The 21818-nt window shown below is 47.3% G+C and carries 19 protein-coding genes; 17 read left to right on the top strand and 2 right to left on the bottom strand.

Going from position 1 to position 21818, the window contains the following annotated elements:
• Positions 1–5: 5 nt before the first annotated feature.
• Positions 6–845, bottom strand: a complete 840-nt coding sequence (locus tag MNQ98_RS24190) for a thermonuclease family protein (RefSeq protein WP_241930529.1) — start codon at positions 843–845, stop codon at positions 6–8.
• 322 nt (positions 846–1167) lie between these two features.
• Between MNQ98_RS24190 and MNQ98_RS24185 the strand changes: the two genes are divergently transcribed.
• From MNQ98_RS24185 to MNQ98_RS24140, 10 genes are read left to right on the top strand one after another with little or no spacing between them, the layout of a single operon-like run.
• Complete coding sequence (locus MNQ98_RS24185; protein ID WP_241930528.1) at positions 1168–2322, top strand: P-loop NTPase family protein; 1155 nt, start codon at positions 1168–1170, stop codon at positions 2320–2322.
• On the top strand, positions 2315–3562 hold the full coding sequence (locus MNQ98_RS24180) for a TadA family conjugal transfer-associated ATPase (protein WP_241930527.1): 1248 nt from the start codon (positions 2315–2317) through the stop codon (positions 3560–3562). The genes MNQ98_RS24185 and MNQ98_RS24180 overlap by 8 nt, the downstream gene beginning before the upstream one ends.
• The gene (locus MNQ98_RS24175) at positions 3559–4323 is read left to right on the top strand and encodes a type II secretion system F family protein (protein ID WP_241930526.1); all 765 of its coding nucleotides are present in this window, start codon (positions 3559–3561) and stop codon (positions 4321–4323) included. The genes MNQ98_RS24180 and MNQ98_RS24175 overlap by 4 nt, the downstream gene beginning before the upstream one ends.
• Before the next feature lie 14 nt (positions 4324–4337).
• Positions 4338–5210, top strand: coding sequence for a type II secretion system F family protein (locus MNQ98_RS24170; protein WP_241930525.1), 873 nt, complete (start codon positions 4338–4340; stop codon positions 5208–5210).
• A gap of 18 nt (positions 5211–5228) precedes the next feature.
• Positions 5229–5423 (top strand): Flp1 family type IVb pilin, encoded by a 195-nt coding sequence (locus MNQ98_RS29780; RefSeq protein ID WP_347272270.1) that lies wholly within the window; start codon positions 5229–5231, stop codon positions 5421–5423.
• Entirely contained in the window at positions 5383–6081 is a 699-nt protein-coding gene (locus MNQ98_RS24160) for a TadE/TadG family type IV pilus assembly protein (RefSeq protein ID WP_241930524.1), read from the top strand. Before MNQ98_RS29780 ends, MNQ98_RS24160 begins: the two co-directional genes overlap by 41 nt.
• A gap of 2 nt (positions 6082–6083) precedes the next feature.
• The gene (locus MNQ98_RS24155) at positions 6084–8321 is read left to right on the top strand and encodes a hypothetical protein (RefSeq protein ID WP_241930523.1); all 2238 of its coding nucleotides are present in this window, start codon (positions 6084–6086) and stop codon (positions 8319–8321) included.
• Positions 8322–8331: 10 nt separating this feature from the next.
• Positions 8332–9315, top strand: a complete 984-nt coding sequence (locus tag MNQ98_RS24150; protein WP_241930522.1) for a TadE/TadG family type IV pilus assembly protein — start codon at positions 8332–8334, stop codon at positions 9313–9315.
• Between the two features lie 35 nt (positions 9316–9350).
• Positions 9351–9863, top strand: coding sequence for an A24 family peptidase (locus MNQ98_RS24145; RefSeq protein ID WP_241930521.1), 513 nt, complete (start codon positions 9351–9353; stop codon positions 9861–9863).
• Positions 9864–9875: 12 nt separating this feature from the next.
• Positions 9876–11792: a DUF6382 and FHA domain-containing protein gene (locus tag MNQ98_RS24140; RefSeq protein ID WP_241930520.1), complete on the top strand. Its 1917-nt coding sequence runs from the start codon at positions 9876–9878 to the stop codon at positions 11790–11792.
• A 216-nt stretch (positions 11793–12008) separates the two neighbouring features.
• Here the strand turns inward: MNQ98_RS24140 and MNQ98_RS24135 are convergent, their stop codons facing one another.
• The gene (locus MNQ98_RS24135; protein ID WP_241930519.1) at positions 12009–12482 is read right to left on the bottom strand and encodes a DUF2621 domain-containing protein; all 474 of its coding nucleotides are present in this window, start codon (positions 12480–12482) and stop codon (positions 12009–12011) included.
• Positions 12483–12782: 300 nt separating this feature from the next.
• Between MNQ98_RS24135 and mscL the strand changes: the two genes are divergently transcribed.
• From mscL to MNQ98_RS24100, 7 genes are all read left to right on the top strand, one after another.
• The gene (mscL, locus tag MNQ98_RS24130; RefSeq protein WP_241934025.1) at positions 12783–13241 is read left to right on the top strand and encodes a large conductance mechanosensitive channel protein MscL; all 459 of its coding nucleotides are present in this window, start codon (positions 12783–12785) and stop codon (positions 13239–13241) included.
• A gap of 316 nt (positions 13242–13557) precedes the next feature.
• The gene (locus MNQ98_RS24125; RefSeq protein ID WP_241930518.1) at positions 13558–14679 is read left to right on the top strand and encodes a deoxyribonuclease IV; all 1122 of its coding nucleotides are present in this window, start codon (positions 13558–13560) and stop codon (positions 14677–14679) included.
• Positions 14680–14720: 41 nt separating this feature from the next.
• Positions 14721–15617 carry a formyltetrahydrofolate deformylase gene (gene purU, locus MNQ98_RS24120; RefSeq protein WP_241930517.1) on the top strand — a complete coding sequence of 299 codons (897 nt, stop codon included), beginning with the start codon at positions 14721–14723 and terminating at the stop codon, positions 15615–15617.
• Between the two features lie 244 nt (positions 15618–15861).
• The gene (locus MNQ98_RS24115; RefSeq protein WP_241930516.1) at positions 15862–18216 is read left to right on the top strand and encodes a DUF7408 domain-containing protein; all 2355 of its coding nucleotides are present in this window, start codon (positions 15862–15864) and stop codon (positions 18214–18216) included.
• On the top strand, positions 18213–19142 hold the full coding sequence (locus MNQ98_RS24110; RefSeq protein WP_241930515.1) for an ABC transporter ATP-binding protein: 930 nt from the start codon (positions 18213–18215) through the stop codon (positions 19140–19142). Before MNQ98_RS24115 ends, MNQ98_RS24110 begins: the two co-directional genes overlap by 4 nt.
• On the top strand, positions 19139–20086 hold the full coding sequence (locus MNQ98_RS24105; protein WP_241930514.1) for an ABC transporter permease: 948 nt from the start codon (positions 19139–19141) through the stop codon (positions 20084–20086). Before MNQ98_RS24110 ends, MNQ98_RS24105 begins: the two co-directional genes overlap by 4 nt.
• Before the next feature lie 28 nt (positions 20087–20114).
• Positions 20115–21794 carry a phage tail tape measure protein gene (locus MNQ98_RS24100; protein WP_241930513.1) on the top strand — a complete coding sequence of 560 codons (1680 nt, stop codon included), beginning with the start codon at positions 20115–20117 and terminating at the stop codon, positions 21792–21794.
• Positions 21795–21818 lie beyond the last annotated feature (24 nt).

Genomic DNA, 21818 nt, shown 5'->3' with positions numbered 1-21818 from the left:
ACATACTAACGTGGGGCGCGGAAACCGGCTTGTTTAGCCTCGTTTTCGCTGCAGAACCACTGCTCCTGCTTGGTCCTTTCGTAGTAAGGGGATTCCGGAGTATGATATATTTTTTCACCTTTCGAATTGATGTTGCCTTTAATGTTGCATCCACTTTTAGGTTTATCCGTATTGGAACTTGTGTTTGCGGTAGTACCTTTCTTTTCACTCTTCTGTTCTTCAGGATGAAAGCCATCATCCTGTGCATAATTCTCGACACTCCAAATTCCCAGCGACTTATTGCGGCTGATGGTCTGAAGATCGTTAAATTTATCGACATAACGTACATTGGGCTGATAAATATAGGCTACTCGGGCAAGCCCTTGTTCCAGAAGGAGCTCCTGAACCATCTGGCCGTCTGCGTACACGTACGCAAGCAATCTGGAGTATTTATCCCGGTTCGGTCCGATGTCGAATTCGAGCTCAAGTTTCTCTGCTTTTTCCACAATTTCTTTAGTAAATGCTTTTGCTTCCGGGCCAAAGGGCTGCACACCAAGTCGTGGATGGCTCGTTTCTGGTGTATCGATCAGCAAAAAGCGGACTTTTTCCGTTTTACCTTCATATTTAACACTGATTGTATCGCCGTCCACGGTCTTCACAAGTTCGACGGGGACTCTTGGGATGTTGAGATCATCGGTCGGATAGGATTTATCGTCAGGCTTTGAAGTTGTGGGTTTGGAATTGTTCGGTGCAGCCGTATTAATGTCTGTGTTTGACTGCTCTGACGATGCAGTGGTAAGTGGATCGCTGCAGCCGGACAATAAAAGCAGGCCTGTAATGATGATTGGTAAAATGCGTCTTTTCATAAGTTGTCACTCTCCTGGCTAAGATGCCTTGTAATTAAGGTAGGTATAGGAGACTCTATATAGGATGACGATAAATAGAGAGATTCCTGCTAGGAACATCTGTTCCTGCCGAGTCCATTATGACGGTATTTCATCTTTTTGGCAAGGGTATGTTGGACCGTTTTATTGGGATTATAAAAAAATCGCTTGAAGACATACCGTAACTTATGCTATTCTTATGTCAAATTATAACAAGACAACGGAAGCACCGTTCAATGATCGCTTAAATGCGGCTTGGACGGTGCTTTTTTGCGTTGTCTATTGAAAGAAGGGATCTATAGACATGTTACCGGTCAGGGTTGTGCTGGCTGTTCAGGATTCCGAGTATGTCGAACCGCTACTTCAATATATACACGGAAGTGAGTATGTGAAGAAGATGCAGGTAACGGCGTTCACTCGGGTTGAAGCACTGCTGCAGTATAGAGACATACCGGACCTTATTGTAGGTGAGGCAAACATGCTGGAAGCTTGGTTGTCAGAAGAGATGTTATCCGTGCCGTGGATCGTTCTTGCTGAAGGGGGAGAAGAGCCAAATCTGGCTGGTGAAGGACTGACTGCCGCGAAGTATCAGCCTTTGCCACAGCTGCTGGATTTGTGGATGAGTCATGCCGGAGGAAACCGTACAAGAAAGAACGAGTTTCACTCCGGAAGCACCCAGATCATTGGTCTTGTGTCGGTTCTTGGAGGGAGCGGACGGACTACGGCAGCTGTAAATATGGCGAGACAATTGGGTGTAATGGGCTTGAAGGTGTTTTATTTGAATTTGGAGACGGTAAACTCCAGTGCTTTGTTCTCGGACGGTAACCGAAGAGAAGGTACCTTCTCGCGGCTGCTCTATGAGATTAAATCCTCACAAGAAAATGGTGAGAGAAACGAGTTGTCTCTAGCCCGTTATGTGATGGTGCACGATGCCTTGAAGTGTGATGTGTTTGAACCGAGTGATCATCTGAAAGAGCTGATGGAAATGACGGCTGAGGATGTAAAGGTACTGATTGATCTGATTTCCAAGAGCGGCCAATACGATGTGATCGTCATTGACACGGACAACCAGTCAAGGGAACGTCTGCATGCTGTGATGGAGAATTGTCACTTTCTTCTGTGGATCTTACTGGATGACCTTATCAGTATGTATAAGAACGGTATATGGCTTAGTCACATGGAGAAGGAGAATTCCGATTGGTTCGGACAGATCATGGGCAAGAGCAGGTTTATCGTTAATCGGTTTACTGGCAGTCTGGGTAATCCGCTTCCCCGCAAGGATATGAGGATGGATGGTATGCTGCCTTACATTCCTTCATGGAAGCAGGTGCAGCAGGAGGACTTGCTGTTGTGCTCACCGATTTTTCAGAGGGAAATATTGAAGCTTTGCAGTGATTTGCTTGGGGAGACCGGATGGTTTGGCATGAGAAGCACCAGTGGTGAGCGTGCCTATGGATGAAGAAATTTTTATCTCTATACGAAACGAAGTACGGGCGGGACTAGATATTACAGCAGCTGTCGGGAATCGTGAACTGATGTTGTATATCGAGGAGGTGGTATGGGCGCGTCAAGAGCTGAGTGAACTGACTGCAGCGGTAAGGCGCACACTGGTGCGGAGAATTTTCGATTCCTTTCGTGGCCTGGATGTGTTGCAGCCTCTGGTCGATAATCCCGCGATTACGGAAATTATGATTAACAGTCATAAGGATGTGTTCATTGAACAGGAAGGTGAAGTAAAGCGTCTGCAGGTCCAGTTCGAATCCCAAGGCAGGCTGGAGGATATCATTCAGACTATAGTGGGCACGGTGAACAGGGTTGTAAACGAATCTTCACCGATCGTTGATGCCCGTCTGAAAGATGGGTCACGGGTTAATATTGTTCTTCCTCCCATAGCGCTAAAGGGGCCGACAATGACGATCCGTAAATTTCCCGAGTCCCCGATGACGATGGAAAACCTGGTGGCCAGGGAGGCGCTAAGTCAGGAAGCGGCAGATCTGCTCCGGACGCTGGTAGTCGGAAAATATAACATTTTTATTGGTGGAGGAACAGGTTCAGGAAAAACAACTTTTCTGAATGCCTTATCCCAGTTTATACCGGCCGATGAGAGAGTGATTACGATTGAAGATTCAGCTGAATTGAAGATCGTTACGGTGCCGAACCTTGTGTCACTGGAGACGAGAAACGCCAACACCGAAGGGCGGGGTGAAGTATCTATACGTGATTTGATACGCTCGTCCCTTCGGATGAGGCCTAACCGGATTGTGGTCGGAGAGGTACGGGGGAGTGAAGCGCTGGATATGCTGCAGGCGATGAACACAGGACACGATGGGAGTTTGTCAACCGGACATGCCAACAGTACTCGGGATATGATCAGCCGTCTGGAAACGATGGTATTGAGCGGGGCTGAGCTACCGGTCACGGTTGTCAGGCAGCAGATCAGCTCGGCGATTGATATTTTTGTACACCTGTCCAGGCTGCGAGACCGCTCGCGTCGTGTAACAGAAATTAGTGAGGTTATCGGTATGTACGGAGATGTCGTTATGATTAACCCCCTTTATAAGTTCTGTGAGACGGGCGAAGCCGGAGGACGTGTGATGGGAAGGCTTGAGCCTTGTGGTAACCCGCTTGTAAATATAGATAAGTTGCGAATGGCGGGGATTGCTACTTGGCCGCTTCAGAACTTTGAGGTGGTGAAATGAGACCACAAAGAAACATACTTCCGGATTACAGGGTTTATAACCTATCGAAGGGACAGCGGATCCGCTGTGTTACGTTGAGCGGAGTATTATTTTTCGGGATGGGCTATCTGTTTTATCAAAATGTGATCATGTCTCTGATACTGAGTGCCGGAGGGTTGATCATTCCGCCGTTTTGGCGGCGTCATCTTCTGGACCGCAGAAGAGCTATGCTGAATCTTCACTTTAAGCAGGCGCTATATTCTCTATCCTCTTCTCTATCTGCAGGGCGCTCAGTTGAGAATGGATTCCGTGATGCGGTGGAGGATCTGCTGATGCTGGATCCCGGAGCTCAAAATGATCTGATATTCGAATTAAAGGTCATTGTTTCACGACTGGAGTTTGGCGAACCCATCGAAGCAGCACTGCAGGATTTTGCCCTGAGAGCAGGGATGGATGATATAACGAATTTTGCTGACGTGTTTACGACCTGCAAAAGAACCGGAGGCGATCTGGTGGAGGTCATCCGTCGGACATCTTCCGTCATTGGAGAGAAGCTGGATATCCAGCAGGAAATATCGGTCATGATCGCTCAAAAAAAGTTTGAATCCAAAGCATTGCTGGCGGCTCCTTTTCTGTTGTTGCTTTTTATGAACATGTCAGCTTCGGATTATATGAAACCTATGCACGGTAGTGCGGCCGGATTCATAATCTCTACCTTAGCACTTTTAGTTCTTGGGGGCTGTTTCTGGTGGATTACGAAAATGATGAACATTAAGGTGTAGGAGGTGAGTGAGCTGTGTTGGGATGGCTATGTGGTGCTCTGCTGATTCTGCTGGTGGGTGGCTGGGTGGTGCTGAATCAAATGGGAGGTGAACGATATCGGCGCTTCAGCAGGCTGCCCATGGAAGGGCTCAGGCTTACGAAGCTTACGCCGCCTTTGTTATTCGTTTTGGATAAGAGTAAGGTGAATACCCGATTCCCCATCCTCTTCTTCCGGATACAGAGATCCGTGCAAAAAATTCACGGCCTTCGCCACAGTGCGGAGATGAGCTTGCTCTTCATGGCAGATTCTCTTGCTTACAGCTGGTTGATTCTTATTGGTGGCTGTTTATGGTCGATCGGGACAGGTGAACCCATTGGAGTGCTTGTAGGTGGCTTTCTCAGTATACTTATGCCGGTTTCCATGGTGAAGGATCTGAATAAGAAGGTGCTGCTTCGTGATCAAGATATCGTGATGGAGCTTCCCGAGCTGTTAAACAAGATGATTTTGCTTGTTGGAGCCGGAGAGACTGTTCAAAAAGCGATCGTTCATTGTGTAGAACGGAAATGTGATGATCAGCATCCGTTGTATTCGGAGCTTAGGAAAATGGTTGGCGATTGGGAAGGTGGACATTCCTTTCAACAGGCGTTTGAGCAGTTCAGCAAGCGCTGTGCCGTGCAAGAGGTATCGATCTTTACTACAACCGTACTGCTGAACTTCAGGCGCGGAGGGAATGATTTTGTTCTGGCGCTCCGTGATCTGTCCCGGGTGTTGTGGGAGAAACGGAAGGCGATCGCACGGACAAGAGGTGAACAGGCTTCATCCAAGCTGGTATTTCCAATGGTCGTTATTTTTATGGTTGTGATTGTGTTGGTCGGTGCGCCGGCTTTTATGATGATGAATATGTAGAAGGGTTTGGTGATAAGGATGCTGTCTGTACTACGTAATCAGGTTAGGGTTTTTTGGAAGGATGAAAAAGGAATTGGTACGCTTGAAATGATCCTCATTATTGTGGTGATTCTGATCATTGCTCTTATATTCAAGGATCAGCTTAAAACTTTAGTTACGCGACTGTTTAGCAATGTTAACACTAGAACAGATGAATTCATCAACTCGAAATAGGCGCCGGTTCTGGAAGAATGACGAGGGGAACTTCACGATTGAAGCCTCTCTTGTTCTGCCTATAGTGCTGCTGGTGACGGCACTGCTTCTGTTCCTATGTCTGTATATTTATCAGAGATCTTTTCTCGTTCAGGCTTCATCCGCTGCATCTGAACGCACGGCCTTTATTTGGGATAACAGCCATAAGGATGCGGTTAGCGGAGCGGCAGAGGAAGGGCAGTATGATCCGCTATATTGGCGGTTGACGGATGATCGTTTGCTTAGCTCTTTATTTGGTCTAGGAAATGGAGGATCGGCCGGGGCCATTACCATCCCTGGAGGAGATCAGACTGAACTACCGGAGGTGAAAATGACCAAAGGAGCCTCTGCTGTACCGGATGGGATGCAGGGGGAGATGATGTATGACAATAAAGTGCTCTTACGAAAAGTGAACACAGAACTATCTTGGCCTGTAACGATCTCCCCACTGGAAAAGGTGATGTCCGGCGGAACTGATCTTCAGGTCAGCTCACAGTCTGTTATTGTGGATCCGGTCGAGTTTATCCGAACCGTTGAGCTTATGCGCTATTACGGCTCGAAATTTAAGGGTGCGGGTGGAAGCCGAACCGATCCCGGTAGTGCTTCCGAAGTAATTCAGAAGTATGGGAGGCGTCGATAGCAATGAAACGGCGCAACAAGAAAAATAGGATAATGGGCAGATTAAGATCTTCTGATGGATCTGTCTCTATATTTTTAATCATTGCTCTGTCCATGGTGTTTATGTTCGTCGCTGTATTTATTGATTACGCGCGGGTAGCAGCAATGAAGGTCCAAAGTGAGCGTTTGGCCCGTGCCGCTGTACGGTCCGTCATGTCATCCTATGATCCCCAGCTGCAGCAGGAGTATGGTCTATATGCGTTCGGGGATAGCAGCGGAGATTTTATTATGGGTAAGATGCTTAACGAAAGCCTGAGCCCAGGAAAAAGAGGCGATGCCTTCCATCTGCTGCCGCTGGAACTCGACAGCTCGGGCCTTTCATTAGAGCGCCCGTTAGGGAAGTATAACATTTTTAACCGTCAAATCAGTGAGGATATGAAGTACAAAGCACCCATAGATTTTACGCTGGAGCTAGTGAATAAATTCAAACCGCTGTCACAGTCAATGAAAGAGGCATCTAACGCGGTGGACGTCTTGAAAAAGCTTAGGAAGTTGTATGACAAAAGGGAAGAAGCACTCGATGACATGCTGGCGAAACAGCGAAAAGCAGGTGAAATTGCAGAGGCATTGTCAAAGTTGATCATGAATCCGCCGGGTTCATCTATTACGGATACCTCTTTGGGGGGGAGTATCCGTACAGCTGCGGATGCTGCGGCACAATATAACGATTACGTGATCAAATCTGAGGAGGATGCTGCACGCCCACCAGATGAAGAGAAATTGTACACTGATCTCATTCAGTCCTACTTAGATGGAGTTTCTTTCATGAGTATTACCATCTCACTCAAAGTGGAGAAGATCCGTAAGGAACAGGACAAGCTGTTGAATGATGCGAACGAACGGTGGGAAGAAGCCCGGCAATTAAATGAAGAAATGAAACAGGTTATTAAAGATGCGGAAAACCGTTCCGAAACCGAAGGATATGATCAAGTGACAAGGGATAACACCCCTGGGTCAGATGGTTCGAGTGCCGGTGATGCGGAGATGATTATGTCGATACGACAGCAGGCGGAAAAGCTCATTCATTCGGAAGAGTTGTTGAACGGTTTGAAGAGTGAAATTTCAGCGCAGAAAAGCCGATGGGATGCGGTAGATAGCCAAGTTTCAGGACTTCTCGCATCAATGGGTGGAAGCGGTATGAAGGGGAGCACAATAAGCGCCAGCAGCAGCGTTCAGGATTATCTTCGGAAGTACGGCATACCGGGAAATGACAATATTCTGGATCGTGAGCTTGCTATGCTGGAGCAGTTTCGGTCATCGGATAAAGAGCGGAAAGCGACGGAGAAGAAGGCTCAAGTGAAACTGAAAGAGGCCGCCAAGGTTATCGATGCGATCAGTGGATCAAGTCAGCAGAGTAATGAAGTACAGGAGCAGTTTCGTAAACTTCAGCGTTATTACGATGAAAGCCTCACGTTTAACGAAGGACAAGGAGGATCTGGTGAGGCTCCGTTTAAAGGCAAAGGGCTGGACAATGATCCTTATGATGCGGGGAAATCATCAATGGATGAAATGGACGGCGCTTATGGCTCGATGGGGAATATGTTAAACGGTATAAGGGATGAGCTATTTCAAAATGAATATGCGGTCCATTATTTTCAGCATTTTGATATTACCCGGCTGGAAGAGATCGTTAGAAATCCTTCAGCCGTTGACCAATTAAGTGAGGAGTTTGCAGTAGGTAAACAGGAAGTGGAGTATATACTATACGGATTTCATAATCCTGCAGGTAATGTTGCAGCTGCTTATGCTGAAATTTTCGCATCAAGGCTTGCAATACGTACTATGGAAGGCTTTGTGGTGAACAGTAAAATGGGCAACCCATTGCTCATTTTAGCGGCAGCTATTCTATACGGCATTGAAAAGGCTATAGAGGATATGATCCTGCTCTGTCAGAAAGGTTCAATTCAGCTATCGAAGTACGTACCTGTAGAGATAACGTACAGGGACCACTTGAGAATGTTTCTGTTTATCCACAGCAATAATGAGAAAAAGATGTCCCGTATGCTGGCGCTAATCCGGCTAAATACAGGAGTGAATCCGGCCGACAGGGGAACTTATGCATCCGGTGAAATCGTTACGGGAATACGGCTGTGGTTCCTGCCAGGGATTACGAAAGCGCTTGGCTCCGTGTTTGACAGCGGCACCGACCAAGTGGAGGGCAACCGATACTTTGTAACCCGTAATGCTGATTTTTCCTATTAGGAGTTCATAAATGAAACGAACCATGCTTATGAAATTAAAGAGGAGGCGGGAGGTTCCTGCGTCTGAACAGGGCAGTATGGTTGTTGAAGCATCGATTGTACTGCCCTTGTTCATGTTTTTTGTTATATTTCTCATTTATATTGTTCAGATGACACTCATTTCAACAGCGCTGCAGAGTACAGTGTCGGATGCCGTTAAAACAGTTACATCCCATATATATCCTGTATCTCTAGCTGTTAATAAGGGGAACGAGGACAGCGGAGCGGAAGGAAAGGAAGGTCAAGCTTCACATTGGGAGATTCCGAAGTTGTCTCTTAAGGACTGGGTTTCACAGTACAGTTCTTCCCTTCCATCACCCCTAAATCAATGGGTAGCAGATGCAGCCGCAGCTGGTGACGAACCGCTTCAGCAGCTAAAAAATCAGGCTGCAGAGGCAATACTTGATCCCGTCATCAAGCCGATTTTAAAGCCGTTTATGCCCAAAGGCCTTTTGGATTACGACCGCATTCATGTATCCAATGTCTCGGTTCCCAATCTAAAGAGTGGGGAAAACCCATACTTTGGAATTGAGGTCAGCTATGAGCTACCAATCCGTGTTCCATTTATGAATAAGAAGATCGTACTACAAGCTAAATCACAGGAAAGGCTTTGGATTGGAGACACCGGCGAGGGTGGGGGCAACGGCTCAAATGAAGGCGAGGGAAAGGAAGGAAGCATCCAGTTGCTGGAAAAACCTGATCCGGCAATTGCAAGTAAACAGGCAAAAGTTAAGGTGAAAGTGGAGCCTGGAGCTTCCGCCAATATGTCAGTGTACTACAAAACCGGAAAAAGCACGGCGAAGTATTTGGGCTGGAAGACAGCAGATGAGAATGGTTATATCGAATGGGAGTGGAACGTGGGCTTTAATACAACTCCGGGCACTTGGCCATTTATTATTGAAACCGCTGATGGCGAACGTTTGGAAGTGATGTTTACGGTGGTAGAGCGGCAGTAAGAACTGTACACGTGTTAATGAAGGAGATAGGATTGATGGATTTTGCCTATGCAGTATGTGCGGTCTTTTTGGCTGCAGCATTTTATACCGATATTCGCTCCATGAAAATATCGAACCTACTTACAATGCCGGCGATGATAATCGGCTTGGCTTATCACGGAATGACGAGCGGATGGGAAGGGATTCTTTTTTCAGTTAAAGGGTTGGTCGGCGGATTCCTTGTTGTGCTGGTTATGTATTTTATAGGAGCAGTGGGCGCGGGAGACGTCAAATTATTTGGAGGCATAGGAGCTTGGTGCGGGCTAGGCTTTACACTCCAGGCAGTGGTTTACTCGGTATTATTCGCTGGCTTGATCGGCTTGTTCATTCTGATCTGGCGCAGAGAAACATTCAAAAGGCTGAGAAGAATGGCAGGCAACGCTGCAGGTGTATTCATACTTAGAAGTCTTTCTCCATGGAGCAATAGTAAAGAGGAACACTTGAGATTTCCTTTTATGATCGCTGTTCTGCCCGGTGTAATCTGTACTTATATTTATTATCACCTGTAGGAGGGATGGAGTTTGTACGGCCTAACACGAGATTTTGTTCAAAGTGGGGGAACTTTTATGATTCTGGACCGGCCGGAAGGTCTGATGACCAGCCATCTCAGCCAGGTTCAGATGGGAATGATCCGCTCCTCCCGGATCCCCCATTTTTTACCGCTCCATACGAAGGAAGTGGATTTTCGCATTACGTTGGAATACAACATTACAGGCAAGAAAATGCTGTCACAGGCACTGAAAAGTGAAAAGCTGTCTCTTACGGAGTTTTATAGTTTGCTGCTGCAAATCGCCACGGCTTTGAATGACAGCTTTATGTATATGCTTCGACCGGAGCAGTATATTTTGGATGAGAACTATATGTTCATTGAAGGCCCTCTTCATCTGGGAAAGCTGCACCTGACTTATGTACCACTTGATAAGGCCGAAGCTGTGCCTGAACAAATAAGGACGTCGGTCAAGGATCTGATGACTCGTCTAATGTCCTCCGTCTCTGAACTGAGAGGCGGCGGTGTACAGGCCATGATGCACTACTGCAATGATGAGGGCTTTAGTCTGGCCGGACTCAAACGGCTGCTCATTGATTTGTTAGCGGGTGAGGAGGACGATGGTCACCGGGAGCAAGGAGCATCAGGTCAGTTGAACGGCTGCCAGACAGGTTCTGTTTCTATGGTCTCAAAAGCTGGCGAAGCCAAGATGAACCCTGTAGGCAGGAGTGACGATAGAGCCCAAGAAACTCGCTCAAGTACATCAAGTACTCCGGCAGGACATGGGGCAATGGAATCTGTAAATCGGTTGAGCCACCGTGTGATTGGCATAGGAAATAATATTGCGAAAGCGGATTCAAACTCTTTCCTTCAGGGAGGGCTTGCAGAAGCGGGAGGTGTACAACTTAACGCTGGGCATGGCGAACACAATAAGCGAGGAGGGATTACCAATAGCCCCGAGTCATTGGAAGGAAAGTCTTTAAAGCCACTGTTTCCTTCAAGAAGCCAGCCGGAATGGGATATGCCGCCGGATTCGGAATTAGAGGAAGGGAGAGGGAGTTCCTCGTTAAGAACCTATTGGTTGTTGGGAGGGCTTCTTGCAGCGGCCGTAGTATGGAGATTCCTTTATTTGAACAACCCGACCGGAGTAATGATGGCAGCTTCAATTGTATGTACGGTAGCACTCGGCGCATTGTCACTGATGGGCTGGAAGGGGAAGATCGGTAAATCGGCTGATCAGTCGGAAGATTATTCAGATTCTTTGCCTATGTTTGATTCGGTTGAGCTAGAACATAAAAAGCCACGGAATCCTAAATCACTCGGGTTTCAGGCGGACAAATTGACCGGATGGTTTGCAGGTAGGGCCAAAGATAAAACTCACGAAGAGGAAGATGCGCCTAGTGAGGATTGGCGATGGGCGAAACCTCCAACTTCAACCCGTGAGAGACAACAACCTCCAAGGGAGCATATCATAAGTCGGCATGTCCAGGAGGACGAGGCGGAGATACCGTCTGCCGGAGATTATTACAATCAATTGCCAAGCCGGACCGAAGTATTGTCTTCAGCTGGAGACGGAGGAACCGTGCTTCTTCAACCTAAGACGGATACACTGAAGTATGGATCCGAAAGAGCTGCTCCTGTTCCGAGTGCTTTCCTGGAAGTGATTGGAGTGAACAATGACGGAGTGCCGGAACGGGTGGAACTGAATCAATCGCATTTTATTATTGGCCGGTCGGCCGAGGTCTCCCAGTTCGTAGCCCAGGTCGTTGGCACCTCACGTGCACATGTGGAATTGTCCCGTGGACCGAAGGGGTACATCATCAAAGATCTGGGCTCCAAAAACGGAACCATCTTGAAAGGCGAACCCATGGTTCCTTATAAGGAATATCCGCTGCAGGAAGGTGATACCTTCCTGATCGCAGGCGGAAGGTATACGTTTCGCGCTTCATGATATTTGGGCAGGGTATTGAGTCGTTAGATTTTTGGATAACGGTTGGCCAGATGTCTGTCGTAGTAACTGTAATGAGTAACCATGTAACAGACAGGCATCGCAGAGATAAATAGCCCCTTGCCAAGAATCCGGCGGACAATTACGCTGGAAGGCAAGGGGCTATTTTTATTACACGGAGAAGCTAGATTTATTATGTAGGAACATAATGATGTGTTATTACTTATTAATTAAATGTTCGTAAGGCGTATAATCGATGCCTTTCTTGTGAAGAAAGGCCATCAGGAACTGATAATCGCGTTTAGGGGTTGCTATGATATAACCCTTGATGCAGTGATCTCTGGTTACCTCGCTGGATCCGGTTTCCACTGCAATCTTACCGATTTCGGCTGCGATCGAGTGTTTGGCGATGTCCCGGAATGGACCGGGTACCGGCATAACAAGCTCACCCAGAAACTGCTTGGAGTCTTCTGTCCAGAGCGGACGGCTCTTCTCCACCCAATAATTCTGCCAGTCCAGCTTGGACTTACCGTCAGCCTTAGGCAGTACCTTTAGAAACTTGCGGAACATGAAAAATCCGCCGATGCACATCAGCCCAAGCATGACCCATCCCCAAAAAGCAATGGAGTTCATGAACCATGACGGTGGCGCACTGGATGTCAAAGTCTTAAGGACGACCGCAGTGTTCAGCATCTTTATATCACCTCAATGATTTTTATCACAGGATACGTTCATGAGAATTATAACGCAATTCCAGATTTATTTCGAGAGTGCAGCAAATATAAAACCTATGAAATATACTATGGATTTCTGAAAGGTTATGAATATTTCCAAGCTTTTTCATCAAAAAAGACTTGTAGCTGTTTGTTTAGTGTGGATATAATGTGAAAGGACAAATTATAGGACTCTCTAATATGGGTAGATAGAATGAATGAGTCCATATGAGGAGGATATTTATTGAAAGGTTTTATTAAAGAGTTTAAGGAATTTGCGATGCGAGGTAACGTCATCGATCTGGCCATCGGTGTTGTTATTGGGGGAGCATTTGGAAAGATTGTCACTTCCATCGTGAACGATATCATCATGCCTCCGATTGGGGTATTACTCGGTGGCGTTAACTTTAAAGATCTCATCATTAAGTTAAAGCCGGATATGCAGATGCCGGATGGAAGTGAGATCTCCACTTTAGCAGACGCTAATGCGGTAGGCGCTCCTGTCCTTGCTATTGGACAATTCATTAACACAATGATTGATTTTCTGATCATTGCATTCTGTATCTTCATGCTTGTTAAGGGCATCAATTGGGTAAAAAATAGAGAGCGCACCGAAGAGCCTGCGCCAGAGAAGACTACGAAGGAATGTCCTTACTGTCTCTCTGAAATTCCCAAAGCTGCTACCCGCTGCTCCCAATGTACATCGGTTTTGCCTGAGCCCGAAGCGGTACAACCCTAAACGTCAGACCGTTGTGTAAGGCATGTGTAATTTATTTGAAATGCCCGATCTCGTGGATATTAAAGAGGGAACTCCCGAATCTCTGCAAATGGAAAATCCCTATACCGCTACTTTAACTGGGCTGACTTGCGTTTAGCGGGTGAAGACCCCGTTATTGTTAAAGATACGAATACCCTATCAGCACACATCGGTAGGGTCTTTGTCATATTATTTCTCTCTTTTCTCTAAAATCATCCTCCGCTTTCCATCCCGCCTAGATTTATTTCGATATACACGCTAAAATAAGTGATAATTGTGTGAAAGAGGGGGATGCCACATGCTGAAAATCGGTTCCCATGTGTCCTTTTCAGGACAGGGGCTGCTGAGTGCAGCGACGGAAGCCAAATCCTATGGCTCCAGTTCGTTTATGATATATACCGGCGCACCGCAAAATACGCGCCGCAAGCCAATTGACACGATGTTTTTGGAAGAAGGTAAAGTAATGATGCAAGAGTGTGGGATCGACGAAATTGTCGTTCACGCACCATATATTATCAACCTGGGATCGTACAAGCCCAATACCTATGAGCTTGGGGTAAGCTTTCTCCAGGAGGAGATCCGCCGTACCCATGCTGTTGGTGTGAAGAATATTGTGCTGCATCCGGGTGCATATACAGATAAGGATGCGGTGTACGGAATCGAACGGATCGCTGAAGGGCTGAATGAGGTTCTCGGCGGTACGGACGAGACGGAAGTCAAAATTGCGCTGGAGACGATGGCAGGCAAAGGCACAGAAATGGGCCGCAGCTTTGAGGAGATTGCCCAAATCATCGACAAGGTTAAATATAACGACCGTCTCGCAATCTGTCTGGACACTTGTCACATTCACGACGCGGGTTATGATATTGTCAGTGACCTCGATGGCGTACTGGACGAGTTTGACAGGCTGATCGGGTTGGATCGTCTTACAGTTGTTCATATCAACGACAGCAAAAATCCTCGCGGTGCGGCGAAAGACCGTCACACCCCGCTTGGAACAGGCTGGATCGGATTCGAAACGATCAATAACATCGTTCATAACGACCGCCTGCAGGGCCGTCCATTCATTTTGGAGACGCCTTGGATCGGTAAGGATGCAAAAACCCAGCGGCCTATGTACGAGATCGAAATTGCGCTGCTGCGTGATGAGGTAGAGGCGCGTTATGGTTCTGAGTTTATAGCTCAGGTTGAGGAACTGGGACAGTTTTTTGCAAAAGAGGAAATTGAAGGGCGGTCATTCGTACTGGACACATGGGCTATATTGAAGAATGATGCCAAAGCGAAAAAGGCAGATCCTCGCGAGCCTATGGAGCGCCTTTACGACATGGTCGTAGCTGCAGGCCTGCTGCAGGATTGCACTGAAGAACAAATCAACCAGCGTATTATCGCCTGGCTGGCCGGCAAAGGGCAGAAGGCTTAGACGCAAGAATAAGCAGTTAATGAGGGGGAGTTTGTACGCGTATGGATATTCACACGAAAAAAAACCTGCCTTCCGCGGCAGATCAACATCTAAATCGGGCTCGTATGCTCATTGCCTGTCCAGATGGACCAGGGATTGTAGCAGCGGTATCGCAATTTCTGCATCAGCATGGTGCAAATATCGTTCAGTCGGATCAGTATACGATGGATCCGTCAGGCGGTATGTTTTTCATGCGGATCGAATTCGATTTGCCTGAGCTTGCTAACAAACTTCCTGAGCTGCAGAAGTCTTTCCGCGATATAGCCGATAAATTCCAGATGGAATGGAACATACATCATGTCGCTCGTAAGAAGCGGCTTGCTATTTTCGTATCGAAGGAGGATCACTGCCTGGTAGAATTGCTCTGGCAGTGGCAGGCTGGAGATCTGGATGCAGATATCGCCCTTGTGGTCAGCAACCATCTCGATATGAAGGAATATGTCGAATCCTTTGGTATTCCGTACCATCATATTCCGGTCACGGCTGATACGAAACCGGAAGCCGAACAGCGTCAGCTCGAAGTGATCGGCGATGACATCGATGTCATCATATTGGCTCGTTATATGCAGATCATATCGCCAACCTTCATCAAGCATTATCGGAACCGGATTATCAATATCCATCATTCCTTCCTCCCGGCGTTTGTCGGAGGTAAACCTTATGCCCAGGCTTATCAGCGCGGTGTGAAGATCATCGGCGCTACGGCGCATTACGTGACAGAGGAGCTGGACGGTGGACCAATCATTGAGCAGGACGTACAGCGGGTCAGCCACCGTGATGACGTTAATGAGTTGAAACGCATCGGGCGCACTATTGAACGGGTTGTTCTTGCGAGAGCAGTCAAATGGCATATCGAGGACCGTATTCTCGTCCATAACAACAAAACCGTAGTTTTTTAAAATATAAGTATTTCTGTGATATTCATATGAGTTTACTGGAGCAGCCGAAATTGCTGCAATTAGGATTATACATCCCGCTCCACTTTTGGAGTGGGGTTTTTTTTGTCAAAAAAGGTCTTTACGGCAAACTTTTAATTCCTAAGGCTCGTCATTAATAGGAGATTGTTAAAGAAACGGTAAACAAGCCAAAGGGAAAAACGTTATGTTTAGATGGCTATTATTTAAGGGAGAGGGGAATCATCATTTGTCGTTTTATAAAAAACTAACGGGGATTATGGTGTTATCTATAGTGCTGCTGCTTACAGCAGTGCTTCCGTATCCGTTCCAGGGTGATACGGCTTATGCCGATGGTCCGCAAATCGGAATTAAGACAGAGCTGGGCTATAAAGGAAATATCAAGCAGGATAAGTGGAACCCGCTGAAGCTGATACTCACAAGCGACCGCGACATTTCAGGAGATATCGTGTTGCGAGTAAACAACACGAACGGAATGGGGCAGGAGGCAGCTTATGTACAGCATGTGGAGCTGCCCAAGGATACGCCAAAAGAAATTACCGTAGGCATCCCCGGATTTTCTTACAGTAAAGACAATAACGAAATTACGTTCTATGAAGGCTCGTACAAGAATGGAAAACCGATATCTTTTTCCACAGGGAAGAACTATATACAGAAATCAGCAATGATGGGTGGCTTGGTCGGGGTTCTGTCCGATGATCAGGACACGATGAATTTCCTCAGTGCTTTGAACGGTAAGGGAAGCAGTTTAATCGTTATCCCTTTGAAAGAAGAGGACATTTCGAATGATTCCATGCTTCTGAACGGGCTGGATGTGTTGGTTATTAACAATTTTGCATCCGATACCCTCTCCCAGCCAAAACAAGAGTCGATTACGAATTGGGTTAAGTCCGGTGGAACGTTAGTATTATCTGGCGGAGCAGGATACGCCAAGACAGCAGCTCCATTCGAAAATATCGCTCCGGTTAAGCTGAACGGGACCACAACAGTGGAGTCACTGCCCGAGCTGCAAAAGCTTGGAGGGAAGCCGCTGAAGCTGGAAGATGAATTTACGATTTCTACGGCTGAACCAGTGAAAGATGCTGTTGTTGAAAGCCAGACTTCAGGAGTTCCGCTCTTCGCTTCACGTAATGTGGAACAGGGGAAAGTGTGGTATGCGGCTTATGATGTAGCAATGGAGCCCGTTAGTTCCTGGGGGGGACACAGCGATGTCTGGGCTTCAATTTTACGTAGTGATCTCCCGCTGTCTAACAACGTGTATTACGGATCCATGATCGATAATTTGAGCTATGTATTGGATTATTTTCCATCACTGAAAATGCCTTCATTTCAAGTGCTGATGTGGCTGCTCATTGTTTATGCGCTGATTGTGGCGCCGATTCTCTATTACATTTTGAAAAAGACTGATAAGCGCGAATGGGCCTGGTTTCTGATCCCTCTTATCGCAATCATTGCCAGCGGTACCGTATATATGATCGGTTCATCCGATAAGACCGAAGAAATGGCACATACGATAAATATTATGGAGCTGGACGGAAAGGGAAGTGCGGTTAAATCAACAGCTTCTGCTTTCTTCACACCAAGAAGCGGTGATTATGAGCTTGAATTTCCTAAGAACACTTATTTGAAGACCCAAAACTCCAACGGTGCTTTTGGCAGGGGATCGGCAGACAATAATAGCTATATCCGTGTTGGAGAGGAACAAACCAAGCTGGAGCTAAAAAATATGCCGCAGTGGTCACTAGCTAAAATGTGGGCTGAGAATCCGGTAAATGAAGAGACGGGTCAATTAAAAGTAGATCTGAAGCTGGATGACAAGGGGCAGTTGGCAGGTAAAGTGATCAATGAAACGACGAATGACCTTAAAGAAGTTGTACTCGTCATCGGTGGTAAGGCTCACAAGATGGGGGATATTGCCCGCAAGAGCTCGGCAGATGTTCCGGTCTCTGGAAAATCGGTTGTGAAGGTTATGGCTGGGGATTTGAGCAATATTCTGTATCCTTATAGCTCAAATGATCAGTATAGTCGACAGCGGGAAATATTATCCACCTACAGCTACAGAAGGAGTAACACGGTCAAAGATGCTTTTATATTCGGCTGGAGCGATGACACCATGACGAATTATAAGCTAAAGGGCAAGGAAGTGCAGAGTGACCAGCTGAATTTCTGGACACAACCTGTGAGTATCGATTGGAACCAGAATGGTACGGTAAACATTCCATACGGTTTCCTGGTTCCTCAGGTAACGCAGTCGAACGCTCCGACGTTCTATGTGAGTCCGCACGGAGTGGAGATTGCACAGGGAACGATGATTGCCGAGTTTCCGCTGATGTCAGAGACGGATGCAAAATATTCTGAGTTCTCTATTAAAGGGACCAAGCTGGGCGGAGGAATGACCATGGAAATATGGAATGCTGCCGACAATGCATGGGAACCGATACCTGATAATAACAATGTCTTTACGGTGAAGGGCAATACTGAAAAATATATTGTGGATAAGCGGATCCGGTTCTCCGTTACCGCTAAGGATCAGGCCATGTTCCAGATGCCGGAGCTGTCGCTGAAGGGGGAAGTTATAGAATGATCGAAATCAGAGATTTAAGCAAGCATTACGGAACCTTTGAAGCGCTGAAAGGCATCAGCCTTGATATCGATAAAGGAACCGTGTTTGGATTTGTAGGACCGAATGGCGCTGGGAAATCCACAACGATGTCTATATTGGCAACACTTGCGCTTCCGAGCTCAGGTACAGCTAAGGTGGGCGGATATGAAGTGACGGAGTATCCGAAAGAAGTGCGAAAGCGGATCGGCTATATGCCAGACTTCTTTGGTGTCTATGATCAGCTGAAGGCGACAGAGTATCTCCATTTCTATGGAGCGAGTTACGGCATCACCCGGCAGGAGCGGGAAAAATTGATTCCCCAGTTGCTGGAGCTGGTGAATTTAAGCGATAAAGCGGATGCGTATGTCGACAGCCTTTCTCGGGGAATGAAGCAGCGTCTCTGTCTTGCACGGTCCTTGGTCCATGACCCGGATGTTCTGATTCTGGATGAACCGGCTTCTGGTCTTGACCCGAGAGCACGTATTGAAATGCGTGAAATCTTGAAGGAATTAAAGCTGATGGGTAAAACGATTATCATCTCATCACACATCCTGCCGGAGCTCGCAGAGATGGTGGATGAGATCGGCGTTATCGAACACGGCGAGATGATTGCTCAAGGAAAAGTATCCGATATCCAAAACCGGCTGAGGGTCAAAAAGATCATTCATATTCGTACTCTAGAGCATGAGGAACAGCTTGCCCAGAAACTGCGAGACGAGCCGTTTGTCACGTCCGTCTTGACGGATAATACAGGCGTTCACGTCCATTTCAGCGGTGATGATATTCAGCAGAGTGCTCTGCTGCGTCAGGTTATCTCTTGGGATGTGCCCGTTGTATCCTTCCAGGAAGCGCAAAGTAATCTTGAAGATGTGTTCCTGGAAATAACCAAAGGGGGACCAAGAGCATGAATTGGAGCAGAAAATGGATCAATCCTGTAATGGATAAGGAATTCCGATTGCGTATGCGGTCGCCCCGCTCCATGCTGTCAGTCCTGTTTTATGTACTGGCACTCGGTGCTGTGGCAATGGGTTTTATTTATATCTTTTTGTATTTGGGCCAGAATGGTTCCCAGCGTTTCGATCCCACAAGAAGCCAGATGATGTTTTATGTGCTTAGCTTTGCCCAGCTGATACTGATTGCATTTATGGCGCCGGCACTGACTGCGGGAGTAATCAGCAGTGAACGTGAAAAGCAGACGCTCAGCATGCTGCTTACAACTCAGCAGAGCTCGTCAACCATCGTTCTCAGCAAGCTGGTATCGTCTCTCAGCTTTATGACACTGATCGTGCTTGCTACGCTTCCGATTTATAGCATTGTGTTTCTTTATGGAGGTATTTCGCCTAAACAGCTCATATCGGTATTTTTATTCTATCTATTTGTTATGCTGCTGCTCGGATCGCTGGGGGTATTGTTCTCTACCTTGTTTAAACGGACAATCATAGCGATTATCGTAACGTATGGAGTTGGATTGGTCATTTTCCTGGTTACGGGTCTATTGTATATATTCTTTGTAGGAATTGAAGTGCGGAATATGTATTCGACAGGCACGCCGCCAATAACCCAAAGTTATTCATGGATAGGCTATTTGCTCGGTCTGAATCCTGCGGGAGCGATGATCAGTCTGTTCGAGCCTTCATTCTCCAAGGAAATGTTCATGGTGCAGGGAGGGACGTTAAACAGCAAGGCTCCGATTGAGCTGTGGCAAGAGTTCGTTATCGTTTATTCGGTCGTCATTGTCGTCTCGTTATGGATAGCCATCCGCCGAATCCGTCCTGTGCGCAGAGGGAAGCTGTTCGGCAAGCCGAAGGCATCGAAGCCTAGGGAGGTCATGTCGGAGGATTCAGGCGTTTAAGCCGTAAAAGACCGGAGGGTAGTACTAGATGGAAAATATTATGCGCTTCATTGAAACGGCCCGTCGCAGACTGCAACGGTTCCGCATGGTTGCCTTTATGCTGTATGGGCTCACTGCCGGTTTCACAGCTGCTGTGCTGCTGCTAATTATAGGAAGGTTTGTGCCTATCCCGTGGCTTGATATCGCAGCCGCATCCCTTCCAGTAGCTAGTGCTGCAGCTGGGCTACTGTGGGGACTGCTTCGCCGTGTACCCGTTAAAGACGCCGCTTCCGTCATGGATAGTGTTCCCGAAGGGGCAGAGCGTAGCGATATGATGGTTACCGCTCTTTCCTTCAAGGAGGATAAGTCACCTGCTGCACAATTTCAGCGGGCACAAGCGGAAAGTTACGGTGGTCGTTTCATAGCAGCGCTTAAACAGCGGCTGCCTGCACCTAAGCGCAAAAAGCAGCTGCTGATATGTTTGGCGGGCCTCGCTGCTGTACTGATTATGGTGTTCATTCCTAATCCGATGGATAAGAAGGTCGAAGCTGCCAAAGAGCAGCGAAGCTGGGTTAAGGAACAAGTGAAAGAAACGGAAAAGCTGGCCGAGGAGCTGAAGAAAGATCTTCTCAGGCCGGAGGATAAGCAAAAACTACAGGAACAGATTGATGCACTGAAGAAGCAGTTGGAGAATGAGAAGAACCCAGAGAAGGCTCTTGAAAAGCTGGAAGAGGTTATGAAGCAGCTGGAGAAAACGGTAAAGAAACAAGAAGAACAGGCAAAAGCCATCTCTGAGCTTGCGAAGCAGATGAAGAATAATAAGTCGTTATCGAACGCAGGAAAAAGTCTTCAGGAAGGCAATTCGGAGCAACTGAAGCAGGAAATGAAGAAGCTGACGGAGCAGGTCAAGAAGATGTCAGAGGATGAAAAGAAACAGCTTTCCGACGCTTTAAAGAAAATGGCCGATGAAGTGGCTAAAAACATAGATGCGGACAAATTGAAGGAAGCTCTTCAAAAAGCGGCGGATTCGCTAAAGAATGGCAAATTGACAAAAGAGCAGGAAGAAGCGCTTCAAAAACTTGCCGAGGAGCTTGCCAAAGCGGCGGAAGCCAAAAATGCTTCGGACGGAGCTTCAAAAAAAGCATCGGATTTGGCAGCCGCACTGGCTTCTCAGGGCTTGAGTCTTGCTGATCAAATGGCCGCTGCAGGAATGTCTGTGTCAGACACATGGAGCACAGGAGGAACTGCGGAAGCACTGGCTCAGGCAGGACTTGGCGAAGGATCGGATGACGGGGAAGACAGTGACGGCGAAGATTCTTCCGGGGAAGGCCAAGGTACAGGTAATGGGAAGGGCTCGGGACAAGGAGCAGGAGGTCAGGGAGCTGGCAGCGGACAGGGTTCCGGCGGTTCTGGATCAGGAAGTGGTTCGGGATCTGGTCAAGGTCCCGGTGCTGGATTAGGCTCCGGAGGCCGTGAGCTGGTAACGACCCCTCGTGAGTATGAGGGGAGTGGAAACGTGAAAAATGATTCCGGTGCCCTGAACGGCAAAGGCGGCGAAATTCAGAAGGGCGGTGTTTCACCGACCGTACCGGGAGCCTCCCGGCCTTATGAAGAGGTATATAAGGATTATGCCGCTGAAGCCCGGAAATCTCTGGGTCGAAATCAGCTGCCGGAACAGATGCAGGGACTGGTGGAGGATTACTTCACTCAGATCAATCCTAATCCGTAACTTCATTAATTTTAGAATCATTTA

It is taken from the genome of Paenibacillus sp. N3/727 (genome assembly GCF_022637315.1).
Lineage (GTDB): Bacteria > Bacillota > Bacilli > Paenibacillales > Paenibacillaceae > Paenibacillus_AQ > Paenibacillus_AQ uliginis.
Note: the sequence above shows the minus strand (reverse complement) of the source record. Positions and strands in the feature narration are given on the sequence as shown.